The sequence below is a fragment of the Janthinobacterium sp. LM6 genome (genome assembly GCF_002002885.1).
GTDB classification, from domain to species: Bacteria; Pseudomonadota; Gammaproteobacteria; order Burkholderiales; family Burkholderiaceae_D; genus Janthinobacterium; species Janthinobacterium kumbetense.
Genome location: NZ_CP019510.1, coordinates 1,829,259 through 1,852,908 on the forward strand (window position 1 = coordinate 1,829,259; position 23,650 = coordinate 1,852,908).

General features: G+C 64.1%; 18 protein-coding genes. 17 read left to right on the top strand and 1 reads right to left on the bottom strand.

Going from position 1 to position 23,650, the window contains the following annotated elements; all coding sequences use genetic code 11:
• Positions 1-52: 52 nt before the first annotated feature.
• The 10 genes from BZG29_RS08095 (at position 53) to BZG29_RS08140 (ending at position 12,153) form a co-directional block, all read left to right on the top strand.
• Complete coding sequence (locus tag BZG29_RS08095; protein WP_253192822.1) at positions 53-991, top strand: EpsD family peptidyl-prolyl cis-trans isomerase; 939 nt, start codon at positions 53-55, stop codon at positions 989-991.
• A gap of 56 nt (positions 992-1,047) precedes the next feature.
• On the top strand, positions 1,048-1,836 hold the full coding sequence (gene epsE / locus BZG29_RS08100; RefSeq protein ID WP_077400957.1) for a polysaccharide export protein EpsE: 789 nt from the start codon (positions 1,048-1,050) through the stop codon (positions 1,834-1,836).
• 41 nt (positions 1,837-1,877) lie between these two features.
• Positions 1,878-3,275: a chain length determinant protein EpsF gene (gene epsF, locus BZG29_RS08105; RefSeq protein ID WP_077400960.1), complete on the top strand. Its 1,398-nt coding sequence runs from the start codon at positions 1,878-1,880 to the stop codon at positions 3,273-3,275.
• A gap of 13 nt (positions 3,276-3,288) precedes the next feature.
• Entirely contained in the window at positions 3,289-4,167 is an 879-nt protein-coding gene (gene epsG, locus BZG29_RS08110; protein ID WP_077409017.1) for a chain length determinant protein tyrosine kinase EpsG, read from the top strand.
• Entirely contained in the window at positions 4,167-5,075 is a 909-nt protein-coding gene (gene xrtB / locus BZG29_RS08115; protein ID WP_077400963.1) for an exosortase B, read from the top strand. The genes epsG and xrtB overlap by 1 nt, the downstream gene beginning before the upstream one ends.
• Entirely contained in the window at positions 5,072-5,758 is a 687-nt protein-coding gene (epsI, locus tag BZG29_RS08120; protein ID WP_077400965.1) for an exosortase-associated protein EpsI, B-type, read from the top strand. Before xrtB ends, epsI begins: the two co-directional genes overlap by 4 nt.
• 64 nt (positions 5,759-5,822) lie before the next feature.
• Positions 5,823-7,361: a lipopolysaccharide biosynthesis protein gene (locus BZG29_RS08125; protein WP_077400968.1), complete on the top strand. Its 1,539-nt coding sequence runs from the start codon at positions 5,823-5,825 to the stop codon at positions 7,359-7,361.
• The gene (locus tag BZG29_RS08130) at positions 7,354-8,772 is read left to right on the top strand and encodes an O-antigen ligase family protein (RefSeq protein WP_077400971.1); all 1,419 of its coding nucleotides are present in this window, start codon (positions 7,354-7,356) and stop codon (positions 8,770-8,772) included. The genes BZG29_RS08125 and BZG29_RS08130 overlap by 8 nt, the downstream gene beginning before the upstream one ends.
• On the top strand, positions 8,772-9,716 hold the full coding sequence (locus tag BZG29_RS08135) for a glycosyltransferase family 2 protein (RefSeq protein ID WP_077400974.1): 945 nt from the start codon (positions 8,772-8,774) through the stop codon (positions 9,714-9,716). The genes BZG29_RS08130 and BZG29_RS08135 overlap by 1 nt, the downstream gene beginning before the upstream one ends.
• 205 nt (positions 9,717-9,921) lie before the next feature.
• Positions 9,922-12,153, top strand: coding sequence for a heparinase II/III family protein (locus tag BZG29_RS08140; protein ID WP_077400977.1), 2,232 nt, complete (start codon positions 9,922-9,924; stop codon positions 12,151-12,153).
• Between the two features lie 50 nt (positions 12,154-12,203).
• Here the strand turns inward: BZG29_RS08140 and BZG29_RS08145 are convergent, their stop codons facing one another.
• On the bottom strand, positions 12,204-13,190 hold the full coding sequence (locus BZG29_RS08145; RefSeq protein ID WP_077400980.1) for a glycosyltransferase: 987 nt from the start codon (positions 13,188-13,190) through the stop codon (positions 12,204-12,206).
• A gap of 305 nt (positions 13,191-13,495) precedes the next feature.
• Between BZG29_RS08145 and BZG29_RS08150 the strand changes: the two genes are divergently transcribed.
• The 7 genes from BZG29_RS08150 (at position 13,496) to BZG29_RS08180 (ending at position 23,645) form a co-directional block, all read left to right on the top strand.
• A complete protein-coding gene (locus BZG29_RS08150; RefSeq protein ID WP_150130833.1) occupies positions 13,496-14,707 on the top strand; it encodes a glycosyltransferase in 1,212 nt (403 codons plus the stop codon).
• A gap of 231 nt (positions 14,708-14,938) precedes the next feature.
• Positions 14,939-15,973, top strand: a complete 1,035-nt coding sequence (locus BZG29_RS08155) for a glycosyltransferase family 4 protein (protein ID WP_171984960.1) — start codon at positions 14,939-14,941, stop codon at positions 15,971-15,973.
• Between the two features lie 26 nt (positions 15,974-15,999).
• The gene (gene asnB / locus BZG29_RS08160) at positions 16,000-17,868 is read left to right on the top strand and encodes an asparagine synthase (glutamine-hydrolyzing) (protein ID WP_077400989.1); all 1,869 of its coding nucleotides are present in this window, start codon (positions 16,000-16,002) and stop codon (positions 17,866-17,868) included.
• Positions 17,869-17,875: 7 nt separating this feature from the next.
• Positions 17,876-19,891, top strand: a complete 2,016-nt coding sequence (locus BZG29_RS08165) for an alginate lyase family protein (RefSeq protein WP_253192823.1) — start codon at positions 17,876-17,878, stop codon at positions 19,889-19,891.
• The gene (locus tag BZG29_RS08170; protein WP_077400992.1) at positions 19,888-21,198 is read left to right on the top strand and encodes a nucleotide sugar dehydrogenase; all 1,311 of its coding nucleotides are present in this window, start codon (positions 19,888-19,890) and stop codon (positions 21,196-21,198) included. The genes BZG29_RS08165 and BZG29_RS08170 overlap by 4 nt, the downstream gene beginning before the upstream one ends.
• Positions 21,179-22,441 (top strand): glycosyltransferase family 4 protein, encoded by a 1,263-nt coding sequence (locus tag BZG29_RS08175; RefSeq protein WP_077400995.1) that lies wholly within the window; start codon positions 21,179-21,181, stop codon positions 22,439-22,441. The genes BZG29_RS08170 and BZG29_RS08175 overlap by 20 nt, the downstream gene beginning before the upstream one ends.
• Before the next feature lie 49 nt (positions 22,442-22,490).
• Entirely contained in the window at positions 22,491-23,645 is a 1,155-nt protein-coding gene (locus tag BZG29_RS08180) for a sugar phosphate nucleotidyltransferase (RefSeq protein WP_077400998.1), read from the top strand.
• The last annotated feature ends 5 nt before the right edge of the window (positions 23,646-23,650 follow it).

Below are 23,650 nucleotides of genomic sequence, written 5' to 3' on the forward strand. Positions count from 1 at the left end.
TACTGCGCCGGATTTTCCACCCCCGTCATACCTGTCATCCGAAGGAGCACGCTTGAATCATTTTATTCACTCCCGCCCCGCGCCACGTGTGTTGTGCGCCGCCCTGGTCCTGCTGGCCGCTGCCGGCCTGTCCGCTTGCGGCAACAAGGAAAAAAAGGCTGGCCAGGCGCTGGCCAGCGTGAACGGCGAAGAAATCACCGTCTTGCAGTTGAATGAAGAGTTGCAGCGCGCCGGCGTGCAGGCGCCGCAGCAGGCCGCGGCCAGCAAGCAGTTGCTCGAGTCGCTGATCGACCGCCAGTTGCTGCAGAACGAAGCGGCCAAGGAAAAGGTCGACCGCGATCCGAAAGTCATGCAGGCCATCGAGCGCGCCAAGGCGCTGATCGTTGCCCAGGCATACATGCAAAAGCGCATCGGCGCGGCCACCCGCCCGAGCAAAGCCGAAGTGGAAGAGTATTTCGCGAAAAACCCGCTGTTCTTCAGCCAGCGCAAGCAATTCGATCTGCGCGAGCTGGTCATCCCGACGGCGGCGCTGAACGATGAGCTCAAAGCCGTCATGGACCGCGCCAAGTCGCTGGAAGATGTGGCGCAATGGCTCGACGAGCACAAGATCGCGTTCGGCCGCACGCAGGTATCGCGCACCAGCGCCGACCTGGCGCCCGAACTGAGCAGCAAACTGCAATCGATGCCGAAGGGCCAGCTGTTCATCGTGCGCGAAGGCGAGCGCAGCCTGCTCATCGCGCTGGCCGATATCAAGGACAGCCCGGTGGGCCTGGACGCGGCGGCGCCGCAAATCGAGCAGTTCCTGGCCAACAAGAAGAACAAGGATGCGGCCGAAGCGGAACTGAAGCGTCTGCGCGCCAGCGCCAAGATCGAGTATTTCAACAAGGATGCAGCGGCTACGGCCTCGGCTACGGCCAGCGCACCTGCGGCAGCGGCGCCGGCGAACAGCGCGCATGAGGCCAACGAGCGCGGCGTGGCTGGATTGAAATAAGTGACTTATCGACAAGTAGTTAAACATCAGCAATCTACCAACGGGAATCTGTAATCATGAAACGACTCGCAAACTGGATGATGGCGGCCTTTCTGGCCCTCGCCGCAGGCATGGCCGGTGCAGCCGATGTCCCCCTTGGGGCTGGTGATGTGCTGAAAATCTCCGTCTACGGCAACCCGGACCTGGGCCTGGAAACGCGCGTCAGCGAAGCGGGCGAAATCACCTTCCCGCTGGTGGGCGCGGTGGCCGTCGGCGGCCTGTCCACCTCGGCAGCGGAAAAGAAACTGGGCGGCCTGCTCGAGAGCGGCGGCTTCCTGCGCAAGGCGCAAGTCAACATCATCGTCACCAGCCTGCAAAGCCAGCAGGCGTCCGTGCTGGGCCAGGTCAACCGCCCGGGCCGCTATCCGGTGGAAGGCAAGCGCAGCGTGATGGACATGCTGGCCATGGCCGGCGGCGTCAGTCCTGACGGCGCCGACCAGATCACCGTGATCCGCAAGCGCGGCGGCACTGCCACGCGCGACGTGGCCGACATTCTCGACATCGTGCGCAACGGCGACCTGAAGGGCGACATGGAAGTGGGCGGCAACGACATCATCTACGTGGAACGCGCGCCGCGCTTCTACATCTACGGCGAAGTCCAGCGCCCGGGCGCTTTCCGCCTGGAACGCAACATGACCGTGCTGCAAGCCCTGTCCGTGGGCGGTGGCCTGACGTTGCGCGGCACCGAACGCGGCGTGCGCGTCAAGCGCCGCAATGCGGAAGGCCAGATGGAAGTGTTGTCGGTCAAGCATGACGACCTGCTGCGCGTCGACGATGTCGTGTATGTCCAGGAAAGCCTGTTCTAAGAGCAACTGGCTCCCTACCTTTTTGTATTGAAAGTTTCCAAATGAACCTCACCCAACTATTGCTGATCCTTCGGGCACGCAAGAAGATTGTGCTGCTGACCTTGATGATCACCGTGGCGCTGGCGCTGGGCGTCAGCCTGGTGCTGCCGAAGACCTACAAGGCCACCAGCACCTTGCTGCTGAACTACAAGGGCGTCGATCCCCTGACGGGCATGACCATGCCGGGGCAGTTGCTGCCTGGCTACATGGCGACCCAGGTCGATATTATCGGCAGCAAGAATGTGGCCTTGCGCGTCGTCGACCAGCTGGAACTGGCGCGCAGCCCCGCCGTGATCGCCCAGTTCAATGACGCGGCGCAAGGCAAGGGCACGGTGCGCGACTGGCTGGCCGACTTGCTGCTGAAGAAACTCGAAGTGATGCCGTCGCGCGAAAGCAGCGTGGTCGATGTCAGCTTCAAGGGCGCCGACCCGCAATTCGTCGCGGCCGTCTCGAACGCCTTTGCGGAACAGTATCAAAAGGTCAGCATCCAGCTGAAGGTCGACCCGATGCGCAAGGCGACGACGTATTTCGATGACCAGACTAAATTGCTGCGCGACAACGTCGAGCGCGCGCAAAGCCGCCTGTCGAAATACCAGCAGGACAATGGCATCGTCAGCGTCGACAACCGCCTCGATGTGGAATCGAACCGCCTGAACGACCTGTCGGCGCAACTGGTGCTGGCGCAGGGCCAGGCCATGGAAGCCAATTCGCGCCAGCGCATGGCGCAGGGCGGCAACCTGTCCGAATCGCCGGACGTCGCGTCGAATCCGCTGATCCAGAGCCTGAAGCTGGGCCTGGGCAATGCCGAGGGTAAATTGGCCGAGCTGGGCCAGCGCCTGGACCGCAATCACCCGCAATACCAGAGCGCCAAGGCGGAAGTGGACAAGCTGCGCCGCGACCTGGCCGAGCAGACGCGCGCCACCTCGCAAAGCGTGGGCAACAATGCGCAGATCCTGCAGCAGCGCGAAGGCGCGATCCGCGCCGCACTGGCGGCGCAAAAAGCCAAGGTGCTGGAACTGAACCGGACGCGCGATGAAATGGGCGTGCTGAGCAAGGATGTGGAAAGCGCCCAGCGCGCCTTCGACGTGACCTCGCAGCGCCTGTCGCAGACGCGCATCGAAGGCCAGGCGGAGCAGTCCGATATCGCCATGCTCAATCCGGCCACGGCGCCGATCGAGCCGGACAGCCCGAAGATTCTCCGCAACGTGCTGCTGTCGATCTTCCTCGGCCTCATGCTGGGCTGCGGCATCGCGCTGCTGGCCGAATTGCTGGACCGCCGTATCCGTTCCGACCAGGACCTGAGCGAAGTGCTGCAGATTCCCGTGTTCGGCGTGGTCGACTGGAAACCTAAACAGCGTCGCATGCGCGGCATGCTGCCGCGCCGTTTGCGCCTGAACTGAGATGGAACCTATCATGACTTCAAGTCCACACCTCCTCAATACCACTGCGCCGCTGGCGCGCGGCACCGATTCCAGCATTGGCGGCCTGTTGCTCGAATCGGGCAAGATCACGCCGGAAAACGCCGAACGCGTGCTGCGCATGCAAAAGGAACTGGGCATCCGCTTCGGCGAAGCGGCCTTGCGCCTGGGCCTGATCACGGAAGCCGATATCGAGCAAGTGCTGGCGCGCCAGTTCGACTACCCGTACCTGCAGCCGGGCGCCGGCAAGTATCCGCAGGAACTGGTGGCCGCCTACCAGCCTTTCAGCCACCAGGTGGAAACCCTGCGCGCCGTGCGCAGCCAGCTGATGCTGCGCTGGTTCGCCCGCGGCAGCAAGTCGCTGGTGGTGCTGGGCATGGAGCCGGGCGACGGCGCCAGCCTGTTCGCGGCCAACCTGGCCGTGGTGTTTTCCCAGCTGGGCGAGCACACCTTGCTGGTCGACGCCAACCTGCGCGCACCGCGCCAGCAGGAAATCTTCGACCTGAAGACGCGCCAGGGCCTGTCCGACGTGCTGGCCGGCCGCGCCGAACTCGATATCATCGCCAAGGTGGAATCGTTTGTCGCGCTGTCGGTGCTGTCCGCCGGCACCTTGCCGCCGAATCCGCAGGAACTGCTCAGCCGTACCTCCTTCGTCACGCTCAACAAGCAGCTGGAAAGCCGCTACGACGTGGTGCTGTACGACGTGCCGGCGTATGCCACCGGTTCCGATGCGCTGGCCGTGGCGGCGCGTGCCGGCGGCGTGCTGCTGGTGGCGCGCAAGAACAAGACGCCGATGGCGGAAGTGGCGGCCATGGCCGAGCAAATGACGCATAGCGGCGCCCAGGTGGTCGGTTCCGTGATGGTCGACTTTTGATGACTGCGCCAGGCCACGCCATGCCGCCGGCGCAGGCCGGCCGCTCCGCCGTGCCGGACTGGCTGCCGCTGGCGCTGGGTTTCCTGGCCATGCTCGCGCCCAGCCTGGTCGGGCTGTTCCGCGGCATCTGGTCCACCGAAGAGCAGGCGCACGGTCCCATCATCCTGGCCCTGTCGCTGTGGCTGATCTACCGCAAATGGCCCGAGATGCTGGCGCAGAGCGCCGGCGCCCGTCCGGCCCGCGCCGGCTGGCCGCTGCTGGCCGTTTCGCTGCTGCTGTATGTGCTGGGCCGTTCGCAGCATATCCTGTCGCTGGAAATCCTTGCCCTGATCGGCACCGGCCTGTCGTTGCTGCTGCTCAAGCGCGGCTGGATTGCCGCGCGCATCCTGTGGTTTCCCTTCTTTTTCATGCTGTTCATGGTGCCGCTGCCGCTGCCGCTGGTGACGACCCTGACCATGCCGATGAAAATGGCGGTTTCGTATGTGACCGAACACCTGCTTTTCCTGGCCGGCTATCCGATCGCCCGCAATGGCGTGATCCTGCAGATCGGCCAGTACCAGCTGCTGGTGGCCGACGCCTGCGCCGGCTTGCAGACCCTGCTGACGCTTGAAGCGCTGGGCCTGTTCTATCTGAACCTGGTGCGGCATACTTCGCCGTTCCGCAACATCGTGCTGGCCCTGCTGATCGTGCCGATTTCCTTTACTGCCAATGTCATCCGCGTGATGGTGCTGACCCTGATCACGTATTACTTCGGCGACGCGGCCGGGCAGGGCTTCCTGCATGGCTTCGCCGGCATGGTGCTGTTCATTTCCGCGCTGCTGCTGATCCTCAGTGTCGACAGCTTGCTGCAGTGGATCGTGCGCAAGCGCCAGGCGGGCCGCGCGCCAACCGTGGGAGCGTCGACATGAACGCGGCACTGCGCATGAATATGCTGCTGGGCGCCTTGCTGCTGGGCGCAGCCGTCCTCAGCCACGGCGTGGCGCCGGGCGTGAAGATGGCCGACCAGCGCCCGAGTTTTTCGCTGGAAGCGGCGATACCGCAAGCGTTCGGCGACTGGCGCGTCGACAGTTCCATCGTGCCGCTGCAGGTGGATCCGGAAACCCAGGAACGCCTGAACAAGATCTACAACCAGACCTTGTCGCGCACCTACATCAATGGGCACGGCGAACGGGTGATGCTGTCGATCGCGTACGGCGGCGACCAGAGCGACAACATGGGCGTGCACAAGCCGGAAGTGTGCTACGCGGCGCAGGGTTTCCAGGTCGAGCGCGACGAATACGGCGAGCTGGCCTCGGCCTACGGCAGCCTGCCCGTGAAGCGCTTGCTGGCCGTGAATGGCAACCGCAGCGAGCCCATCACCTACTGGATCACCATCGGCGACAAGATCAGCAAGGTGGGCATGCAGCAGCGCCTGGAGCAATTGCGCTATGGCCTGACGGGCACCGTGGCCGACGCCATGCTGTTCCGCGTGTCGAGCATCGATACGGACTTGCCGCGCGCCTACCGCTTGCAGGCCGATTTCGTCAACGGCTTGCTGGCCAGCATGCCGGCAGCGCAGCGCAGCCGCCTGATCGGCGCGCCGCCCGGATGAGGCATGGCTTGAACGATGACAAAGCGCCGGCGGGCGCGGCACGGCGTGGCGGACAGCGAGAATCATGAGCAGCGACATCAACAAGAAAAGCGTCAGCGCCGTCAAGTGGGCGGCGATGGGCACGGTCCTCATGTTTGGCCTGCAGCTGGTCACGCAAGTGGTGCTGGCGCGCCTGCTGGGGCCGGAAAACTACGGCTTGTTTGCGATGGGACTGATTGTGCTGACATTTAGCAACTTTCTGGCCGATTTCGGTTTTTCCTGGGGGCTGGTGCAAAACCGCACGCTCAGCGAGGAAGACGTGCGCTTCACGGTGACGTGGCAGGCGCTGACGGGCCTGGCGGCTATGAGCTTGCTGTTTTTCATGGCGCCGTGGATCGCCGCGTACTTCAAGGAACCGCGCATCGCGCCCGTGATCGCCTGGATGAGCCTGACCTGCCTGCTGAATGCGCTGACGGCGCCGGGCAGCAGCCTGCTGCGGCGCGCCCTCGATTTCCGCTGGCTTAACATCATCCAGGTGATCAGCTACATCGTCGGCTACCTGCTGGTGGGCTTGCCGCTCGCGTATGCGGGCGCCGGCGTGTGGACCCTCGTGTGCGCCTGGCTGGGACAGGCTTCCACGGCGCTGGTGCTGACGTATGCGCGCACGCGTTTCTCGCTCAAGCCGCTGCTGTGGTACGAGGGCGCGCGGCGCTCGACGAATGTGGGCGTGACGGTGTTCGTGACGAATCTGTGCAACTGGTGCCTGAACAATATGGACCGCGTGTTCCTGGGCCGCTTCCTGAATGCCCACGCGGTGGGCGTGTATGCGGTCGGCTACAACCTGGCCAATACGCCCAACTCGCTGTTCCTGAGCGCCTTGCAGCCGGCCTTCCTGGCCACGGGCGCCAAGCTGCAGGACGATCTGCCGCGCCTGCGCGACACGTATCTGTCGGTGCTGGCGACCATCTGGATCATCATCCTGCCGCTGTTCGTGCTGCTGGCGATGACGGCGCCGGACTTGATCGGCGTGTTGTACGGCAAGGTGTGGCAAGAGTCGGGCATCGTGCTGAGCATCCTGGCGCTGGCCATGCCCGCGTACATCACGTGGGGCATGTCGACGCCGATCTTATGGAATACGGGCGGCAAGCACCTGGAAAGCCTGCTGCAGCTGCCGCTGATCGCGCTGGCCGGCGCGGCGCTGGTGCTGTGGGCGGGGCAGGGCGGGGCGGTGGTCGCCATGATCGCCGCCGGCACCTTGCTGGCGCGGGCGCTGGTGGTGGGCACGGTGGCGTGCCTGCGCCTGCAGGTGGGGCTGGGCGATCTGGCGCCGCTGGCCGCGCGCGGCCTGGCCATGGGCTTGCTGGCCGCCGCCGGCAGCTGGGGCGGCGCCATGCTGGGCGGCCTGGGCGGCAGCCATCCGCTGCCGGCATTCCTGGGCGGCGCGCTGTTCGGCGGCCTGACCCTGCTGCTGGCCGTGCTGGCCTGGCCCGAACTGCTGGGCACGCGCGCGGTGGGCATGCTTGCCCGCTTCAGCCCGCCGCTGCCGGCCAGGGTGGTCTCTTATTTGCGCGCCCGCTGTGGCGCGCGCGACAACTTACTGGATACGCGAGAACTACATGAGTGAAATACTGTTTGGCCTGTTTGCCGTGGTCGCCGCGCTGGTGGTGGTGTTCGTGATCGCCTTGAGCATCCATTGGGGCAGCAAGCGCGAGACGGGCCTGGTGCCGTACGTGTTCTATCCGGTATTGTTGTCGATCGCCGTGGCGGCCATCCTGTCGAACCGCGATGTCTCGGGCGATGAACTCCAGATGGGCATGCAGGCGCTGGCGCGGCACCCGGCCAGCTCCTGGTTTGGCCGGCTCACGTCCCTGTTCGCGATCTTTGCCTGCGGCGAGCGCATTCTGCACCGCCTGACTACGCGCGACAAGCTCCAGCCGATACCGATGCTGCTGTTCTGGGCGCTGTTCGTATACTTCCTCAGCAATATCGTCAGTCCGGCCGTGCTGGGGCGCCATACCAGTGTGTCGCATGAATACCTGTACATGTTCCTGGCCGGCTATGCGGCCTTGCTGATGACGCACAAGGAGGTCGACCTGAGCGTCATCTCGATGCGCAACGCCACCTTGCTGTTCCTGGTGCTCAGCGCAGCCGTGTTTGCTTGGAAGCCGAACATGGTCGTCAACAGGAATTACCACGGCCTGATTCCCTTCCTCAGCATCCGCTATACGGGCCTGGCCAATCACGCCAACAGCCTGGGACCGATGGTGGTGGTGTTCCTGCTGTGCCTGTGGCGCAAGCCCTATGGCTGGCGCCCGCTGAACCTGTTTGCCTGGGGCCTGGGCCTGGGCAGCCTGCTGCTGGCGCAATCGAAAACCAGCTGGATCGCCTGCCTCCTGTGCTTTGCCTGCGTCGCCTATTTCGGTTTCCGCGAACAGATCAAGGAGCGGCTGTTCGATTACCGCCGCCCGCAATTGTCGATCATCGGCATCTTCTGCTTCATCCTGCTGTGTACGTTGGGCATGTTGTTTGTGATGTTTGGCAATATCGATGCCAAGCTGGCGCACTTTGCCACCAGCAGCGAAGGCTCCGACTTGATCAGCTTGACGGGACGCGACGTGATCTGGCAGGTGGCGCTGCAGGAATGGCACAAGAATCCCGTGTTCGGCTACGGTTTGCCGCTGTGGGATGACGCGTTCCGCATCAGCATCGGCATGCCATACGCCACCCATGCGCACAGCCAGTTTTACCAGAGCCTGGCCAGCGCCGGCACCATCGGCGCCATCGGCCTGGTGCTGTATGCCATGGCGCTGCTGTATGCGTGCGCGCGCACGGCGCGGGCCAGCCAGGGCCTGTCGATGGCCTTGTTCGTCCTCATCGCCATCCGTTCGATCAGCGAAGTGCCGCTGTCGCTGACGGGCTTTGCCGCCGAGGCGATGACGCATCTGCTGTTGCTCATTATCGTGACGGCGTATTTCCCGGTGGCCGACCAGCAGGCCGTCAGGGCGCGCAAGGTGCGCGTGCCGGGGATGGCTTGATGCTGTGCTCGGTCATCGTGCCGCTGTATAACAAGGGGCCGTATATCGAAGCGGCGCTGGCCTCGGTGCTGGCGCAAACCCATGCCGACTGGGAAGTGGTGGTGGTCGATGACGGTTCCAGCGATGATGGCGCGCAGCGCGTGCGGGCCTGCGCCGATGCGCGCGTGCGGCTGGTCAGCCAGGCCAATGGCGGCGTCTCTCGCGCGCGCAACCGCGGCATCCTCGAAGCGCGCGGCGACTTGATCTGTTTTCTCGATGCGGACGACTGGTATGGCCCCGTGTATCTGGAAACCATGGTGGGCATGGCGCGCGCCCATCCGTCCGGATCGTTTTTCGCCTGCGGCTTCGAACGCATACCGGACAGCCGCACCGCGGCGCTCAGCTACCAGGGCGGGGCCGTGCGCGAGACGCGGCTGCTCGACGACTTTTTCGAGCGGCGCCGCCGTGGCGGACCGTTTTTCTGCACGAATTCGGTGGCCATCCTTCGCAGCGACTTGTTGCCCTTGCAACCATGCTTCCCGGAAGGCGAGTCGGCCGGCGAGGACCAGGATTTGTGGTTCCGGCTGGCCGAGCGCCTGACGCTGGTGTTTACGCCGGCACAGCTGGTGGCCTACCGTGTCGAGGTGGCCGGCAGCCTGTGCGCGATCGAGTCGGCCGATGTGCTGGCGCCCACGTTCGAACGGTTGGAACGGCGCGCCCGGGCCTGGCCGGCGGCCAATCCGGCGCGCCGTTCCGCCTTGCGGCTGGTGTCCGATGCGCGCGTCAGCGTGGCGCGCGCGGCGCTGGCGCGGGGCCGCCGCGGCGAAGCGCTGGCCGGGCTGCGCCACGCCGCCGGCGGCGGCATGTCGCGCCACTGGTGGGTGGCCCTGGCCTTGTGTTGTTTGTTGCCGACCCGGCTCGCCGTCAAATGGCAAATGTGGCGCGAAACGCACATTAATAGCTGAGCTGCAACTAATATTAATTCTCGGAAGAATACTTTAGGTATATGCTTGCAGGTATTCGCAGTGCCTTCCGCAGTGTCTTCGCCTTTTGCCCGATTTTGTACGGCGGGCCGTCCTGTGTCTCGCAAGCAGCCTCGACAGGAGGCGTATGATATGCCCCACGCAGCGGCGGTATCTTGCTCGATAGTTGATGTTAAGAAGGTAATCTATGAAATTCGCTAAATATACGCTGGTCAAAGTGGCGCTGCTGCTCGTCTGTTCAGCCTGCGGCCAGGCCCAGGCCGACTGGGCCCTGGCGACCGACCCCTTGGCCGTCCGCACCTTGCCGGACAACCGCCAGATCCAGCCGCAAAATCCCCCCAGTTTCAGCTGGTCGCGCCATCCGCAGTCGCCGGCGTCGTATGTCATTGAAGTCAAATTGGCGGGCACCGTGGTCAGCACCTTCACGTCGGCGCGCAACTGGTATCTGCCATCCAAGAAATTTGCGGCAGGCACCTATAGCTGGCGCGTGCGTCCCAGCACGAGCAATGAATGGTCGAGCCCGCGAACCTTTGTGATCGACGCCACGTCGAAAGTGTTCGAAGTGCCGGAAAGCAGCGCCCTGCGCGCTGCCATCGTCTTGCGCCCGCGCCCGCGCGGCCTGGAGGATAACGCGACCTTTTTCGCGAGCTGGAGCGCGGCCAAGCGCGCCGACCGCAGCCAGGTGCTGACCTGGCTGAGCACCGAAGTGATACGTAATATGACGGCGATCGCGCCCGTTTCCGACGCCGAGTGGCCATTGTCTCCAGGCAAGGTGCGCACGGCCGCCAACGAGGCGCAGAATGCGCGCGTCATTTCGCGCACGAATCAGAGCGCGCGCCAGCTCGAAGCGGCCTCGTTGCTGTACCGCGTGACGGGCGAGAACCAGTATCTGGTGGAGGCGATCGCGCGCGGCGATCAGGAAGCCGCGCTCAGCCCGAACGGCGGTACCAGTTTTGTCAACCATGACCAGGGCAACCGCGCCATTGCGCAAAGCCTGATCAAGGCGGTCGACAACCTGGGCAGCGCCCTCGATGCGCCGCGCCGCGCCGCGTGGCTGGAAATGGTACGCGTTCGCACCAATGCGATGTACCTCGACCTGGCTGCGCAGACGGGGCGCCTGGATCAGTACCCCTACGATTCCCACGCCGCCAGCAATATCGGTTTCCTGACCTTGATTTCAACGCTGTCCCTGGGCGATATCCCGGAGGCGAAGGACTGGTTCGATTTTTCGTTCCGCGCCTTTGTCAGTTCCTACAGCGTGTGGAGCGGTCCGGAGGGCGGTTTTGCCAACGGCACGGCGTATGCGGAGTATGAAGCCGACTATGCGCTGCAGATCTGGCCGGCGCTTGCCTACGCGACCAAGGTCGACCTGTTCACCAAGCCCTGGGCCAGCGGCTTCCTCGATTACCTGATGCATTTCGTGCCACCCGGTTCGCAGACCCACGTGTTTGGCGACGGGCACGAGACGCTGCCTGAAATCCGCATGATGAAGGGTTTTGCCGCGCATTTCGCCACGCCTGCCGCGGCGTGGTATTACAAGAACCTGATCCGCACCGACGATTCGCTGGCCACCTTGCAGGCGCCGTACCCGTTGCCGGTGGCGACGGTGGCCACGCCCGCGCCGCCAGCCAACTCGGCGTATTACCCGAGCATCGGCTGGGCTGCCATGCACAGCGACATCGGCAATCTGCAGCGCACCTCGGTGTATTTCAAATCGAGCCCCTACGGTTCGTTCAATCACAGTCACGGCGACCAGAACGGCTTTGTGCTGGCCAGCGCGGGCGTGCCCCTGCTGACGGAAAGCGGCTGGTACGACTGGTACGATTCGCCGCTGTGGAGTTCCTGGTACCGCCAGACCAAGGCCCATAATGCCTTGACGTTCGACAATGGCCAGGGCCAGCTGGTCGACGGCTATGAGACGACCATGGCGCGCAACGGCCGCATCACCGCCTTTGCTCCCATGGCCACCGTCGACTATGTGGCGGGCGACGCCACGCTGGCCTATGGCGGCCAGCTGACATCGGCACTGCGCAAGCTGTGGTTCCTGCGCACCACGGATGCCGTGGTGGTGCAGGACCGGGTGACCTCGGCCACGCCGCGCGTGTTCGAGTGGAACTTCCATACGTATGCGCCTATCGTGGTCGACGCCGGCGGCGCCATCTCGGTGACGAATCAGGGCCGCAAGGTGTGCGTGGTGCCGGTCAGCACCGGTGCGCGTTTCGAAAAGCGCACGGGACCTCCGCCGCAGCCCGGCACCTATGAAGAGCATGGGGTGTTCATCAAGTCGGCCGCGGCGCTGAGCGGCGAATTCCTCACGGTGCTCGATGTCGGCTGCAAGAAGCCGCTGATCAAGCTGGGCAAAAGCGGCACGGCCCGCACGCTGACGGTCGGCAAGCAAGTGGTGACATTGCCGAACTGACCGCTGGTGCAAGAAAAATCCACTGTCGTCGTTGCGGCAGTGGATTTTTTTTAATTGGCGAGCAGAAATTGTTCGATTTCCTGGCCCGGTCCGCCGCGCTGTTCCATTTGGGCACAGGCGCGCGACACCTGCGCGGCCAAGGCTGCGCGGAAGGCGTCGTCGGACAGGGCGCGGCGCAAGCCTTCGCGCATGGCGCCGCTGTCGCCGGCGGCAACGAAGCCGGCGTAATCGCGTCCCAGGTACGCTTCGATGGCTTCGTGGCGCGTGGCGATCAGCGGTTTTCCATTGCGCAATACCCGCAGCAGCACGCTCTGGCCACAGGCTTCGCCCTGGCTTTTCAGCGGCATGGCGACCACCCGGCTGCTTGCCAGCAGCTTTTCAAACTGCGCTTCCGGCAAGTCGAGATGGACCGTGGTCTGCGCCGGGTCTTGCGCGGGGATCTGGTTTTGCGCCGACGCCACGATCACCAGGTGCGCTTCCAGCCCGTGCGCCGCATCCAGCAGCAGCTCGTAATCGCGGTTGGAAAAGCCGCCGGAGAAGATGCTGCCGTCATCTTGCCGCTGGGACGTCGTGGCGGCGCCGTCGAGATGCTGGCGCCACAGGTGGAAATGCACGGCGGCGGGCGCGATGCCGACGTTGTCGGTCAGGTTGCGCGTTTCGCCGCTGGAAAAAGTAATGAATTCCAGTCCGGGGAAATTGAGCAGGCGCCAGGCCCGGTTGATCACGTTGCGGGCCCGCGTGCCATGGATGAAACAAGCCATCACCAGCAGGCGCTGCGGGCGCGGCAGCAGGCCCAGGCGTATCAGTGCCAGCACGGGCAGCGCCTGCCAGCCGACGACCAGCAGGCGGTCTTGCTGGCGCCATAATTTGCGCGTGCGCAACAGCGACGGCGACAGCATGGCCGCCAGGATGGACAGTTTGCTGCGCATGTGCGCCTGCGCGTCCGGCCCGATATGCGTCACGCGCGCGCCGCCCGCCGCCAGATGCTCGACGATGTCGTGGTAGGTTCCCGCTTCCGACAGCAGCACGTGGATCATTGTTGCGCCTTATTAAAAATGAACATTATCACATTAAAACAACAGCCAGGGCCGTTCCGGCGCTCGTTGTCACCTAATTAATGATTAGCAATCGACTGCATTGTTATAATAGCATTAAGGTGAACGTTTACACATTGTTTCGGCATGAGGCCTGTCACGCTGCGGCCAGCTTGCCGCTCGTCGCTGGCGCAAGCTTGGTTTGATGCTACTAATGCAATATAATTAATCATTTCGTAAGGGCATGATATGCTTCGGCGCATGGCGTATTGTATCTGCCTCAACCTTTTTTTGCCGTCGAACCGCCTATGTCCCTGAAGATTTTGCAACTGGTGCCGGAAAGCCTGCCCACGTTTCGCCCCGATGTCGCGGTACTGTTCGGCAAGTACCTGCCGCGCCACGGCGTCGAATGCGATATCGTCGGCATGCCGTCGCAACAGCCGCCGCAGGCGCAGGGCTTTCGTTCGGTGCGCCACGGGCGTTTTCTGGGCAGCCGCCTGTTGCGCGAACTGGCTTTTCAGTGGCTTTGCCTGCGCGCCCTGGCGGGTGCCCGCCGCGCCGGTTGCGATGCGATCCAGGTGCGCGACATGGTGCCCACGGGCTTGCTCGCCTTGCTGGTGGCGCGCCTGAAGGGCATACCGTTCTATTACTGGGTGTCATACCTGATCAGCGAGGGACGCATCGAACGGGCGCGCAGCAGCCTGGCGCAGCGCCCCACCTTGCGCGCGCGCCTGGTGCTGTGCAAGGGTTTGCTCGAACAATGGTTGTTGTACCGTATTGTGTTGCCGCGCGCCAATCACGTCTTTGTGCAAAGCGACGCGATGCTGCGCATGATGCAGGCGCGCGGCATCGCGGCGCAGCGCCTCACTGCCGTGCCCATGGGGGTCGACATGGAAGTGTTGCAGGCGCAAGCCATCGCGCCCGTCCGTCCGGAGGGCTGGGAGGAGGTGCCCTTGCTGGCCTACCTGGGCACGCTCGACCAGTCGCGCCAGCTGGAACGCTTGCTGGATGCCCTGCTGATCGTGCGCCGGCATATCCCTGATGCCTGCCTGCTGCTGATCGGCGCTTCCGATACGCCATCCGACGTCGATGACTTGCTTGCCTATGCGCAACGCGCCGGCCTGGCCGGGGCCGTGCGCGTGACGGGCTGGCTGCCCTCGGACCAGGCGTGGCCCCTGCTGGCCGGGGCCGATGCCGCGCTGTCGTATATTCCCCGTGGGGCCCTGTTCGACGTCAGTTCGCCCACCAAGCTGCTCGAATACCTGGCCTTGCGCATGCCGGCCGTGGGCAACGACAGCCCGGACCAGGCCGAAGTGTTGACGGCCAGCGGCGCAGGCTGGCTGACAGCCAGCGAACCGGCCGCCATGGCCGCCGCGATGGCGGCCATCTTGTCCGATGTGCCCGCAGCGCGCGCCCGCGCCCAGGCCGGCGTCGCCTATATCGAGGCGCAGCGCAGCTACCGCGTGCTGGCGCAGGCACTGGCGCAGCGCTACCTGGATCTGGCCGGCGCGTGCCGTTGACGCCCGTGGCTGGAAGCGCAGGCAAGAAGTTGTTGCCGAACACGTAAACGGCGCTCAGAATGCACCATGGGTGGTGTTCCCTGGAAGAAAATTGTTGTAGATGTTAGCGCAATGCAGCAAATATATTTGTCTTCGCGTCTAAATTACAAAAGTACAACATATAATACCAATATGACTACGATAATGCTGCTAGGACCTGCACTTAATGCGGTGAGCGGGGTAACCACCCATTTGAATCAACTATTTCACAGTTCTTTGTCGCAAGACTACAAGCTCGTGCACTTTCAGGTCGGCAGCGAGGGCCGCAACGAGTCGCGCCTGCACAAGCTGCTGCGTTTTGCCTGGAGCCCCGTGCAGTTCGTGCAGGCCGTGCGCAAGCAGCGCCCGCAGATCGTGCATATCAACACGTCCATGGAGTGGCGCAGCTATTGGCGCGACATCGTGTATCTGCTGCTGGCCAAGGCCATGGGCAAGCGCGTCGTGTACCAGGTGCATGGCGGCGCCTTGCCGCAGGTGTTTTTCAACGGCAAGCCATTGCTGACGGGTTTGCTGCGGCGCGTGCTGCGCGCGGCCGATGTGGTGGTGCTGCTGGCGCAATGCGAACTGCAGGGCTATCGCGATTTCGATCCCGCGCTGGCGCTCGACGTGATACCCAACGCCATCGATGCGGGCAGCGACCCGGGCGACAGGCCGCTCGTGCCGCAGCGTCCGCTGTCACTCGTGTACGTGGGACGCCTGGCGGAAAGCAAGGGCCTGTTCGACTTGCTCGAAGGGCTGCGCCTGGCGCGCGCCGCAGGCGTGCAAGCAACGCTGGCGCTGGCCGGCAGCGGTCCCCTCGAAGCGGCGCTGCGCGAGCGCGTCGCCGGGCTCGGCTTGCACGAGGCGGTGCGCTTTCTCGGCCCCGTCTTTGGCGCCGAAAAGGAAGCCGTGTGGCGCCAGGCCGACCTGTTCGGTTTTCCCACCTTGCACCAGGAAGGCTTGCCGTACGCCTTGCTGGAAAGCATGGCCGCGCGCACGCCCGTGCTGGTGTGCCCCGTGGGCGCGATTGCCGACGTGATGCAGGATGGCGTGCATGGCGTGTTCTTGCCGCCGCGCAATCCCCAGGCGCTGGCGGATGCCATCGTGCGCCTCGACGGCGACCGCGCCCTGTTGCAGCGCATGGGGCAAGCTTGCCGCGAGCGCATCGAAAGCGCCTATACGGTCGAGCGCCTGGCGCAGGATTTCCGCCGCGTCTACCGCGCCTTGCTGGCGCCGCCGGCAGTCTAGCCGAACCCTTTTTTAAGCGAGCCCATATGTGCGGTATTGCCGGTTTGATCTTCCCCTCGTCCGTCGCCGGCCTGCCCGCGGCGCTCGACGCCATGGGGCGCGCCATCGCGCACCGCGGTCCCGATGACACGGGCGTGCTCAACGCGGCCACTGCCGACGGCGCCTGGCAGGTGGGCTTGCTGCACCGCCGCCTGTCCATCATCGACATCGCCACGGGCCACCAGCCGCTGGGCAATGAGACGGGCGATGTGCAGATCATCTTCAATGGCGAAATCTACAATTTCCAGCCCCTGCGCGACGAATTGATCGCGCTGGGCCACCATTTCCGCACGGCATCCGACACGGAAACCATCGTGCATGCCTACGTGCAATGGGGCGAAGAGTGCGTGCAGCATTTTCGGGGCATGTTTGCGTTTGCCATCTGGGATGCGCGCAACGACCGCCTGTTCATGGCGCGCGACCCGTTCGGCAAGAAACCCCTGTTCCTGTGGCAGCACGAGGGAAAACTGGCTTTCGGCTCGGAAATCAAGGCGCTGCTGGCCTTGCCGGACGTGGCGCCGCAAGCGGACGAGGCCGCCATCTGGGACTATTTCGCCTACCGCTACGTGCCGGGCCCGGCCACCTTGTTCCAGGGCATCCGCAAGCTGGCGCCCGGTTCCACGGCCACGTGGGAAAACGGCGTGCTGCGCGAGCGCGTGTATTACACGCCGCCCGACAGCCGGCCCCGCCTGGCGGCCCCGTTGCCGGCCGACCCCGTCGCCACCTTCCTCGGCAAGCTCGATGAATCGGTGCGCATCCGCATGATTTCCGACGTGCCCTTCGGCGCTTTCTTGTCCGGCGGCATCGATTCGTCGGCCGTGGTGGCGCTGATGTCGCGCCATGCTGGCGTGCCCGTAAAGACTTTTTCCGTCGGTTTCAAGGAGGGCGGCTTCAGCGAGCTGGCATATGCGGCCGATATCGCGCGGCAATTTTCCACGGAACACCATGAACTGGAAGTGTCCGTCGACCAGGTCATCGCCTTGCTGCCCGACCTCGTGCGCTTCCGCGACGCCCCCGTGGCCGAGCCGTCCGACATTCCCATCTACCTGCTGGCGAAAGAGTCGCGCAAGACGGTCAAGATGGTGCTGACGGGTGAAGGCTCCGATGAAATCCTCGGCGGCTACCCGAAACACGTGTACGAGCGCTATGCGGGCAACTACCAGATGCTGCCGGGCCTGCTGCGCCACGGCCTGATCGAGCCGGCCATCGGCGCCTTGCCGTATCGTTTCCGCCGCGCCAAGACGGCCATCGTCAACCTGGGCCTGGAAGCGTTCCACGAACGTATGCCGCGCTGGTTCGGCATGATGTCCGACCAGGAACGCGCGCGCCTGGTGGCCATGCCGCCGCCGGTGCGCCAGCGCGATCCTTCGCTGGGCTGCGGCAGCGCCGGCAACAGCGCCTTGCGCCGCATCCTGTGCTTCGACCAGCTGAGCTGGCTGCCCGACAACCTGCTGGAGCGGGGCGACCGCATGACCATGGCCGCGTCGCTGGAAGCGCGCATGCCCTTCATGGACCACGAACTGGCGGCGTATGTGTCGAGCCTGCCGGACGAGTACCGCGTGCGCGGCCGCACCACCAAGTGGATCTTGCGCGAAGCCATGAAGCAACTGTTGCCGCAAGCCATACTGGAGCGGCCGAAAGTGGGCTTCCGCGTGCCCGTCAACGAATGGTTCCGCGGTCCCATGAAGGATTACCTGTACGAACACTTGACGGGCGCCGGGTCGCGCACGCGCCACTACTACCATGCGGCAGCCCTGCAGCAGGTGCTGGCCGAACACGTGGCCGGACGGCAAAACCACGAGAAACTGCTGTGGAGCTTGCTCACCCTGGAAATCTGGCAGCGCCAGTATCTGTGAGACGTCCATGCTGAGCAACCTGTCCTGGAAACTGAACCGCTTGCGCGCCATGGGGGCGCCCGAGGTGGCGCATCGCGTGCGTGATGCCTTGCAGCAACGGCTGCAGGCGCGCGGCTATGGCCTGGCGCATGTGCCGCCGCCCGCCGCGCGCCAGCGTTTCGGCGCGCCATGGCTGGGCATGCCCATCGACACGGCGCCGCACCTGGCGGCGGCCGAACGCATCCTCGCGGGCCGCTTCGATGTGTTCGCCCTGCGCGATGCGGAGCTGGGTTTCCCGCCGCAATGGAACCGCGATCCGAAGACGGGCACCGTGGCGCCGCTGGATTTTGGCAAGACGCTCAATTACCGCGATGAAACCGTGGTGGGCGACATCAAATGCCTGTGGGAACCGAACCGCCACCTGGCCGTGACCGACCTGGCGATGGCGTACCGCCTCGGCGGCGACTTGCGCCATGCGCAAGGTGTACAAGTCCTGCTCGAATCGTGGTGGCAGCAATGTCCGTATCCGCTGGGGCCGAACTGGAGCAGCGCGCTGGAGCTGGCCTTGCGCCTGGTCAGCTGGTCGCATGCGTGGCACTTGCTCGGTGGCATCAACAGCCCCCTGTTCCAGGGCGCGCAGGGGCAAGCCTTCCTGCAGCGCTGGCTCGACAGCATCTACCAGCATTGCCACTTCATCGCGGGACACTTTTCGCGCCACTCGTCGGCCAACAACCACCTGTTTGGCGAATTGACGGGCTTGCATATCGCCGCGCTCACGTGGCCTTGCTGGCCGGAAAGTGCCGGCTGGCTGGCGCAGACGGAACGCGAACTGGAAGCGCAGGCGCTGCAGCAGAATGGCCCGGATGGGGTGAACCGCGAGCAAGCCATTTATTACCAGCACACGGTGGCCGATGAAATGCTGCTGTGCGTGCTGGCGGGCCGCGCGAATGGCCGGCCCCGCTCGGCCGCCTTTTTGCGGCGCCTGGAAGCCATGCTGGAATTTATCGCCGCCATGACGAACGTGGCGGGCGAGGTGCCGATGCTCGGCGACGCCGACGACGCGCTGCTGGCGCACTGGGACAAGGCACCGGGCGCCAATCCCTACACCTCGCTGCTGGCCAGCGGCGCGGCCCTGTTCGGCCGCGCCGACTTCAAGGCCAAGGCGCGCACGTTCGACGAGAAAAGCGCCTGGCTGCTGGGCGAGGCAGGGAGCCAGGCGTTTGACGCCTTGCCGGACGCTGCGCCCGATACCTTGCCGCGCGCCTTCCCCGACGGCGGCTATTACGTGATGGGCGCCGGCTTTGGCACGCCCGACGAAGTGCGCCTGATTGCCGATGCCGGCCCGCTGGGCTACCTGGGCATCGCCGCGCACGGCCACGCCGATGCGCTGGCGCTGACCTTGTCCGTGGCGGGCCAGATGGTGCTGGTCGATCCGGGCACCTATGCCTACCATACGCACAAGCAGTGGCGCGATTATTTCCGCGGCACCAGCGCGCACAACACCGTGCGCGTCGATGGCCGCGACCAGTCCGAATCGGGCGGTAACTTCCTGTGGCTGCGCAAGGCCAGCGCGCAGTGTCTTGCCTGGCGCGACGATGCCGATGGGCAATTCTGGAGCGCCAGCCATGACGGCTACCTGGGCTTGAAAGATGGCGTGCTGCACCGGCGCGACGTGCGCGTGGCGCCCGGCGCCGCGCTGATCGTGGTCGACGACGTGCTCGCATGCCAGGGCGCGCATGAGGTGGAATTGTTCTGGCACTTTGACCCCCGCTGCCGCGTGCGGCTCGATGGCCGGGTGCTGCGCGTGGCGGGCGATGATTTCTCGCTGGAAATGCATTTACCGCCGTTGCCGGATGCCACCGTACAACTGGTATGCGGCAGCGATGAGCCGCCGCTGGGCTGGATTTCGCGCCGCTTCGATGAAAAACAGGCTGCGCCTGTGCTGGTCTGGCGCGCGCAAGTGCAAGGCACGGCCACCTTGCGCACGGAGTTTCACTTGAGTTTGGCTACCCCTGATCTGTCAGAAAATACGAGGAAAACATGAAAATTAGCATATTTGGTTTGGGTTATGTGGGTGCCGTCTCGGCTGGTTGCCTGGCAACGGATGGACACGAAGTCATCGGCGTCGATCCGAACAGGACCAAGGTGGAGCTGATCAACCAGGGCACCACGCCCATCATTGAAAAAGACATCGGCGAAATGATCGCCGCCACCGTCAAAAGCGGCCATTTGCGCGCCACCTTCGACGTGCGCGACGCCGTCTTCGGTTCGGACATGTCGCTCATCTGCGTGGGCACGCCGTCGCAGCTCAATGGCAACCTGGACCTGAGCCACGTGCGCAAGGTGTGCCAGGAAATCGGCGCCGCCATCCGTGAAAAGGATACTTTCCACGTCGTCGTGGCGCGCTCGACCATGCTGCCCGGCTCCATGCGTTCGCTCGTCATCCCGACCCTGGAAGCGGCGTCGGGCAAGGTGGCCGGCGTCGATTTCGGCGTCTGCAACAACCCGGAATTCCTGCGCGAAGGCACGGCCGTCTACGATTACTACAATCCGCCGAAGACGGTGATTGGCGAATCCGACGAAAAGGCCGGCGCGCTGCTGGTGCAGCTATATGAAAAGATGGATGCGCCGCTGGTGCGCACGGATGTGGAAACGGCCGAGATGGTCAAGTACACGGACAACACCTGGCACGCCGTGAAAGTGGCGTTCGCGAATGAAATCGGCAACATCTGCAAGGCCGTCGGCATCGATGGCCACAAGGTGATGGAAATCTTTTGCCAGGACACCAAGCTCAATTTGTCGCCGTACTACATGAAGCCGGGCTTCGCCTTCGGCGGCTCGTGCCTGCCGAAAGACGTGCGCGCGCTGACCTACAAGGCGCGCAGCCTGGATCTCGATTTGCCCTTGCTGAACTCTATCCTGCCATCGAACCAGCGGCAAGTGGAAAAGGGCATCAAGATGATCGTCGACAAAGGTGCGCGCAAAGTGGGCATCCTGGGCTTCTCGTTCAAGGCCGGCACGGACGACTTGCGCGAATCGCCGCTGGTCGATGTCATCGAGTATCTGCTGGGCAAGGGCTACGAGCTCAAGCTGTACGACAAGAACGTCAACCTGGCCGCCTTGACGGGCGCCAACCAGGATTACATCCTCAACCATATCCCGCACATTTCCAAGCTGATGGTGACGAACATGCAGGACGTGCTCGATTTTGCCGACACCATCGTCATCGGCAATGGCGCGGCCGAATTCAAGACCGTGCCCGCCAGCCTGCAGCCGCACCAGCACATCGTCGACCTGGTGCGCATCAGCAAAGAACAAAGTGGAGAGCAATATGACGGCATCTGCTGGTAACACCGTGGCAGGACAGCCACGCCGGGTGCTGATCCTGGTGGAAAACCTGCCGTCGCCGTTCGACCGGCGCGTGTGGCAGGAGGCGACCACCCTGCATGCGAACGGTTATGAAGTGTCGATCATCTGTCCGACGGGCAAGGGCTACGAATCGCGCTACGAAGCCATCGACGGCATCCATATCTACCGCTACCACCTGCCGCTGGAAGCGGAAGGGGCGAAGGGCTACCTGGTCGAGTATTCGCTGGCGCTGTTCCACACTTTCCGCCTGGCATGGAAAGTGCATTTCGCGCGCGGCTTTGACGTGATTCACGCCTGCAATCCGCCTGACTTGCTGTTCCTCATCGGCGGCTTCTTCAAGTTGACGATGGGCAAGCGTTTCCTGTTCGACCACCATGACATCAATCCGGAGCTGTACGAAGCCAAGTTCGGCCGCCGCGATTTCTTTTATAAACTGATGGTGCTGTTCGAGCGCTGGTCGTTCAAGAGCGCCGACGTGTCGATCGCCACCAACGAGTCGTACAAGAAGATCGCCATCGAGCGGGGCGGCATGCGGCCCGAGGATGTCTACGTGGTGCGCAGCGGACCCAAGCTGGACCGCCTGCGCGTGCTGCCGCCCGTGGCGGAACTCAAGAAGGGCCGCGCCTACCTGGTCGGCTACGTGGGCGTGATGGGTGCGCAGGAAGGCATCGACCTGCTGCTGCAGGCGGCGCAATACATCGTGCAAACCCTGAAGCGCGAGGATGTGCAGTTCGGCCTGGTGGGCGGCGGCACCTCGCTGGAACAGATGAAGCAGATGGCGCAGGACCTGGGCATTGCCGACTACGTGACGTTTACGGGGCGCGTGCCGGACCAGCAATTGCTGGAAATGCTCAATACGTCCGATGTGTGCGTGAATCCGGACGTGGCCAACGACATGAACGACAAGTCGACCATGAACAAGATCATGGAATACATGGCGCTGGGCAAACCGATCGTGCAGTTTGATCTGGTCGAGGGCAAGGTTTCCGCGCAGCAGGCATCCTTGTATGCATTGAAGAACGATCCCATCGACATGGCGCGCAAGATCGTCGAATTGCTGGACGACCCGGCCCGCCGCGAGCAGATGGGGGCGTTTGGCCGCCATCGCGTGATCAACGAACTGGAGTGGGAATATGAAGCGCCGAAGCTGCTGGCCGCCTATGCGCGCCTGTTTCCCGCCGCCGCGCCCGCCGCTCCCGTGACCTTGAGCAAGGATGGCCGCTGAAGTGCGCCGCCTGGCCAGCCATCCCCAACCCTGATGGAGCAGTTTGACGATGAAAGCGATGATATTGGCAGCAGGCAAGGGCACGCGCGTGCAGCCCCTGACCTATGATTTGCCCAAGCCGATGATCCCCATCCTGGGCAAACCCGTGATGGCTTACCTGGTGGAACACCTGGCGCAGCATGGCGTGACCGACATCATGGTCAACGTCAGTTACCTGCATGAAAAGATCGAGGAGTATTTCGGCGAAGGCCACCAGTTCGGCGTGCGCATCGGCTATTCCTTCGAAGGCTATACGAACGATGCGGGCGAGGTCGTGCCGCAACCGCTCGGCTCGGCTGGCGGCATGAAGAAGATCCAGGAGTTCGGCGGCTTTTTCGACGAGACGACGATCGTGCTGTGCGGCGACGCCTTGATCGACCTGGACCTGGCAGCGGCCCTGCGCGAGCACCGCCGCGTGGGGGCGCTGGCATCCGTCATCACCCTGGAAGTGCCGTGGGACAAGGTGTCGAGCTATGGCGTGGTGGTCAGCGATGCCGACGGGCGCGTGCGCGCCTTCCAGGAAAAGCCGGCGCAGGCCGATGCGCTGTCCAATTGCGTCAGCACCGGCATCTATATTTTCGAGCCGGCCGTGCTGGACCTGATTCCCGCCGGCCAGCCCTTCGATATCGGCTCGGAACTGTTTCCCCTGCTGGTAGAGCGGGGCTTGCCCTTCCATGCGCAAAAACGCCAGTACAACTGGATCGATATCGGCAGCATCAAGGATTACTGGGAAGTGCTGCAAAGCGTGCTGATGGGAAAAGTTGCCAATTTACATGTTCCTGGCACCCGGATCGCCGACGGCGTGTGGGCCGGCCTGAACACGAGCATCGACTGGAGCGGCGGCACGCGCATCGAAGGCCCCGTCTACATCGGCTCGGGTTGCCGCATCGAAGCGGGCACGATCATCATCGGGCCGGCCTGGATCGGCCATGGCAGCCACGTCTGCGCCGGCGCCGAAGTGGTGCGCAGCGTGCTGTTCGAGTACACGCGCGTGCTGCCTGGCGTGGTGCTGGATGAAATGATCGTCTTCAAGGATTATAGTGTCGACCGTGCCGGCCAGATGCGCCATGTCTCCGACTATGAGAAAGATGCCTGGGGCAATGCGCGCGACCGGCGCAGCCTGCGCCGCGACGAAACGCCGCCGGCCCTGTATGCTGCCCAATAAACTGT